The 6,000-nt window shown below is 57.4% G+C and carries 2 protein-coding genes; both read right to left on the bottom strand.

Going from position 1 to position 6,000, the window contains the following annotated elements; genetic code table 11:
* Positions 1-344 precede the first annotated feature (344 nt).
* A complete protein-coding gene (locus tag B5F79_RS05170) occupies positions 345-632 on the bottom strand; it encodes a MarR family transcriptional regulator (protein WP_087218352.1) in 288 nt (95 codons plus the stop codon).
* Between the two features lie 99 nt (positions 633-731).
* Complete coding sequence (locus B5F79_RS11135; RefSeq protein WP_087218349.1) at positions 732-5,879, bottom strand: DUF7601 domain-containing protein; 5,148 nt, start codon at positions 5,877-5,879, stop codon at positions 732-734.
* Positions 5,880-6,000 lie beyond the last annotated feature (121 nt).

Raw genomic sequence — 6,000 nt, 5'->3', positions numbered from 1 at the left:
CCCCCCCCCTGAGGGAATTTCGTCTGATGCAGGTCCGACCCATGGGCGCCTCCCATGACCGCGTTGCGTCGCACGCTGCGTGGACGAATCCAGCAACGTAAGAAAAGTCTAGGCTATCTGCATAATTCCTGAAATAGGGGGTATCTGCTTTGAGTTTCGATAACGCAGTTTGCTAGCTGCTACGTTGTAATTCTCGGTCGAATTTCATATACCCCCTCCCCTATCTTAATGTGCTATCACTCTCCGCATATCCCTTGGGTCGCGCAAAGGAAGAGGGCGCCCCGTTGGAAGGGACGCCCCCGACTGTGCGAATACGGGCAGAGGCCCGTCATGTTTCGGGAAGCTCAGGATACCGCCGCGTTTTTCTCCCTGTCGACCGTCGCCCTGGCGAGGCTGTAGCTGTTGGCAATCTGGCCCCCATCCTTGCCCCAGCGGGGCTCGACGATGATGAGGCCGTCCTCCTTCATCTGCGAAATGAGACGGTCGACGGTCTTGACGTTGCGGCCGAGCGCCCGGGCGATCTGCGCCTTTGAGCAAGCCTCGCCCTCGTGCCCGCCGATGTAGGCGAGTATCCGTATCGCCGTCCTGGTGAGGCGCTTGGGCTTCTCCCCGGTCTTCTGGGCCTGCTGCATGTGGAGACGCTCCTTTTGGTTGGGGTGTCATAGGCGGCGCGGCCGGGGTCTCAGAGGGGACCCCGGCCGCACTCGGGGGCAAATCGGACGCTGGGCGCGCTAGTGATCCTTGCGGACCTTGACCCAGAGCGCTCCGCCAACGAGCGCCGCGCCGCCCAGGGCGAGAAGGACCGGCAGGGCCGCGTTCGTGTGGTCACCCGTGTCGGGGACGTTAGGACGCACGGGCTCAGACGGCTTCGACGGCTGGCTGGGCTTGGACGGCTTGCCGGGATCAGAGGGCTGATCGGGCTCGTCCGGGGTGTCCGGAGTGTCCGGGGTGTCCGGCTCGTCCGGATCGTCGGGGGTGTCCGGGGTGTCGGGCTCGTCGGGCTCGTCCGGGGTGTCCGGATCATCGGGCTCGTCCGGCGTGTCAGGATCGTCCGGGTCATCGGGGTCGACGGTCTCGGACTTGTCGTTGGTGAAGGAGGCCACGGTGCCGTCGGTAATCTCGCCCTCGTCGCCCACGGCAGAAACGAGCTTGTAGCCGTTGGCGTCGGTCTCGACGACCGCGTACTCCGCGCCCTCCGGGAGGCCGTAGATGGTGATGGACTGACCACCCTTGAGGGTGATGGTCGCCGTACCGTTGTTGAACTCGATGTCACCCGCGGAGGTGGACACGGTTCCGTTAACGCCCTCGACCGTCACGGTGAAGGTGAACGCGTCATCGGTGCTCGCGAGGTTGCCCGTGATCTCCTTGGAGATAGTGAGGTCGCCCTCGTCGTCGCCAGGGATGATGGTGCCGCCGGTGGTGCCCCACACAAGAGCGAAGGGCGAGAAGGACGACGTCTCGAATTTAATACCGTGCTCCAGCTTGGTAACGACAACCGTGGTGGCAGTGGCTCCATCAATGGCGGTGGCGATATCGCTTGTTGCCACATCACGGTCGAGACCCTCTCCGGTGAAGTGAACGAGATGGAAGTCATCGCTCGAGTCGGTGCCCTCAGGATAGGGCCAGTAAACCGTCACGGGGTTGGAGGCCTTGAGCCAAACGTTGCCGTTGTTGGCATCAACAAGATCGAGGTAGCGAACCTCATACTCGGGGTTGCTCAGATCAGTGGCTGCAGTAGCGATTGCCCTGCTGCCGAGCTGGTCGGCATACTCAGTACCTGCTTCCTCGCCAGCATCGTCAAGCGACGTCACATCGTCGAAGAGTAGCGAAGGAGAGGGGTCATAGTCCTCATCGAGGTCGATGGAGCTGTTGTTAATCGTAAAGGTGGTGCCATCGGGAACGCTCGCGAAGGCGTTCTTCGTATCAGAGGTCGCCTGGTCGGACATCTTGTCGAGAATTGTGCTCTCGGCCTCTGCCCCAGTTTCAATCTTGGTGACAGCCTCATCCTGCGAGAGGTTGACGTAACGAACGTGGAGCGTGCTGACGCCAAGCTTGACCGGAAGCTGATAGTCCACGCCACCGATCGTAATCGTCATGACAATCGAGTCTTCATCGTTCTCGCCAGGGTAAATCCTCATGGCGTAATCGGACTGGAGCGTATCCATCTCAGCGGGATCAAACCGGTCGGAAACCATGGCATCGCCCGTCGGGTTACCGCTCTCATCAAACGCCGAGAACTCAAGACGTACCGCAGGGGTATCGCCAGTCGCCTCGATGCGATAGACAAACCGGCTGTAGGCTGTTGAGGTCGCATCGTTGGTGCCGTATGCCTTGAGCGTCCACTCTTTACCACCAGGTGCGGTGACCTTGACGATGTTGCCAAGGTTGACGGCGACGAACTCGCCCTCTTCGTCGGTTGTGGTGGAACCCTGAATCTCCTGCTGCAGAAGATCGTTTATCGAATCCGGAAGCTGAACGTAATAACCGGGCTCGGGGAGCGAGTTGGACTCCTCGCCGAGAACGTCGTCCTCGCCCTCGCCGGTCAGCACGCCCTCGTATCCCTTGTCGCCACCCATATAGATGGTAATCTCGGCGGGGGTCACGGTTGCGGTGCCAACGACGTAGCTCACCGTGGGCTTGGGGAACGCCTCGGGCCAGCCGTCTTTGCCGTTGGAGTCGACCGGATAGAGTACCGCTTCTTTATTGGTGAGAAGATCCGGATATCCCTCGGAACCATCTTCGTCGTACTGGCCGTAAATGCCGGTAGCAGTCTTGGGGTCCTGCAGCTTGACCGCATACGCCAGCTTGACGGGATCATTTACCGTGACCGCGACGTTGATGTCCCAGACAAAGCACTCCTCTGACTTGCTGTCCTCACCATTCTCGTAATAGTGAAGCACGAACTTGTATCCACTCTCGAGGCTGCTGTCCTTGCCAAATCCAAAGCGAGCCGTCTCGTTCTGGGAAAGACCCTCCGTGATTTCCGCCTCATCGAGAACCGTTCCACCAACAGTCATCTCCAGCTTCTCGAGACTGGGGAGGAACTTCATATCGTAGTCATCGCCATACCCGATGACGTCAACCACCCTTGATCCTGCATCGACGAGATACACGAGGCTGTCGGCTATTTCGTCAAAAGCGTTGGTCAGGTCTCCCTCTTCTCCGCCATAACCAGGCTTGGAGACTTTAAAGTAGTTCTCTTCGCCAACCTGCTCGCCAATCCAGTCGCAGAATTTTTCGCCCCAGGTATAGACGACGTTGTTCTCGTACTTATCCGTACCGAATGCAACCATCTTGAGCTTGTACTTGCTGAGAACGCTCTCTTGCAGGTACTTCCCCGTCATATACGTCGACTTCTCGATGTTGGTGTATCGACACTCATCACTGTTGACGGTCTCACCAGTATCGGAAATCTGTTTCCACTCATTGGAGTCATTCTCCACATCAGTCTTGCTCATGAGTTCATCCATGGAGAGCATCTCACCGATATATTCGATGGCTGCATCGCCAGTAATGCTACCCTCGGGCTCACTGCCTGCGAACACCCTACTGGTTTCCTCCAGGCTAGTGTTAAACCGTATGAGCTCCTTCCCTATCGGGTCGCCGTTATCGTCAACCCAGTAGATGGGGATGCCGTCGCTCATGAGGACCATGTATTTGCAGCTCTCGTCGGCCGTGCCAGTATCGAGCATCTCCTTGCCTGCGATTAGTCCGGCCATCATATTGGTGTCAGAAGAGGCGGATATTGTCTCAATGGCAGCCTTCGCCTCTTCGATACTCACGAGACCATTCGTGAGGTTGTGAGCAGTCTTGTCAAAAGTGACAATTCCTACGTTGATATCAAGATTCTGCTTACCTGCCAGCTCATCACACATTGCGGTCGCCGCTGCCTTAGCCTCAGCGACGTCAACGTCCTTCATGCTGCTGGAAACGTCGACCACGAGCACGACGTCAATCTCGGGCGTGAGGTCAGCTGCGGGAAGCGCAAGCGTCACCTGAGACTCGTAGTTTGCGTCAAGATTGGTCGCAGTCTTGGACTTAGAAATCTCCCAATCGGGCGAGTTCGGGTCATCGGGGTTACTGGGGTCAAGCGGCTTGATGCCGTGCGCAGCCTTGATGGCCAGCGGACCGGTGACGGTTGCTACGTCCGTGCTCTCGGCCGCACCACCAGTGTTCTGAGAAGAGTCAGACTCGCCGCCGTCGGAGCCATCGGCACTGTTGGCACCGGAGAACAGAGAAGTCAGCGCCGAAATAACCGGGATGGACTTGGCATCGGACTCAGGTTCATTGGTCTCGGTCGTACCAGAGACGACCGTGAAGGGGTCGAATAGCTCGGCGTAGTTGTCGGAGAAGTTGGTGGCGTGAGCCTCCCAACGCTTGGAGGAGTCAATGGTAACGCCATCGTCGCTCTCGATGGCGCCATCAAGATACCAACCGTCAATAAGATCGCTGCAGTCAGGGTCCCCGTCGAGATACCATTCGGATCCAACTGGGACAAACTCAAGTGTCGCTCCGTCTATGTTGTAAATATCATCGCCAGCGCTGGGTGCATGGTTGTTATAGACGGCGACTCCTGTACCCAGTCTACAGGTGCCCTCATTATAGATTCCGCCACCGAGCCCGCTCTTTTCAGCGTTATTCCTCTGAATAGTGACATTTCCATTCGTCAGGTCGATCGAAGGATTGGAGTTGTCGTTGTTCCAAAGATAAATACCGCATCCTGCGTTGTCGGAAATCGAGACTGTAGACCCAGCCTCAACAACACCATTCCCACTCAAACAAATCGCACCCGGTTTTGACCAATTACTATTCGCCATGCACTTGTTACCGACTGTCTCGACGTAGGAGCCACCTTTGACCGAAAGGGCCCCAGTCACGACGATTCCGCAATTCGTATTACCGTTTGTATAGACCTTGGACTCATCGTCAATTGTAAGATCAGCGGTAGAGAGACCATGACCGTTGTTGTTGAGGAACGATACCGTAGAGTTATGTGCTTCAAACTGGCCACCATTTGAAGCGTTGTTGGTACAGTTCTGCACGGTAAACGAAGAGTCCTCAACGTAGATATCAGGGCTGCACACGTACCCACGATTCGTGCCATCGATAAGGAATGAGCTATTGCCAGTCACTCTAATTCCGGCAGTCCTCGCCGAATTGAGTTGAATGCCCTGGCCGCTGACGCCCTTCGTATTCTCTCCGTAGATGCTAAACGAAGACGCATTCTCAACAATGATGTCAGCATTTGTTGCGTAAATCGCGCAGTTTGTTCCAGAGGTAGAGTCAAATGAGAAAGTAACGTTCGCATGATTGCGAGCTACGATTGACCCGTTGCTCAGCGACATTCCGAGCCAGCGAACAATCTCACCGTTGTTCGCTTCAGGCGAATCGCCATCAACAACCATCTCGAAACTTGCCCCATCGAAGACGAGGTCGCCTGAATAACGCCAGCTGTACGCGTCGACGGTGAGCTTATACCCACCTGTAAAAGTTAGCGACTTATAGAATGTTGCTGACGCCGTCACATCCTGGAGCAACGTAACGGTGCTTCCACTCTCCGCATCAGCTATCGCCTCATCAATGGACGTGTACTGCACATCCCCGATCTGCGCGACATACGTCTCGACCGGCTCCTGACTCTCGTCACCGGTCTCGCCCTCACCGGGCACCTCGGTGCCCGCACCAGGTACCTCGGTACCCTGTCCGGGCTCCGTCACCTGGTCGTCAGCGATCTCATCAACCTGCACGATCGCGCTGTCACCAGACGTCGGATCCCCGGGCGACGGCTCGCCGACCGCCAGCGCGGGCGCACCCGCGAAGAGCGCGGCGACGACCGCAAGTGCGGCCAGCCCCCGTCTCGCCCCTGGTCTTCTCCTCATTCGCACCTTCCCTTCATCCCAGCCCCCGACGGGACCACCTTGGGAGAGCAACGGAATTGGCGTTCCGTTGCGGACGGACGAAAGGGGAATCAGACCGCATTCTCACGAAATAATGGGCATC

The organism is Olsenella sp. An285 (assembly GCF_002159625.1).
Classification (GTDB): Bacteria; Actinomycetota; Coriobacteriia; order Coriobacteriales; family Atopobiaceae; genus Thermophilibacter; species Thermophilibacter avicola.
This window is presented reverse-complemented; position numbering and strand designations above follow the sequence as displayed.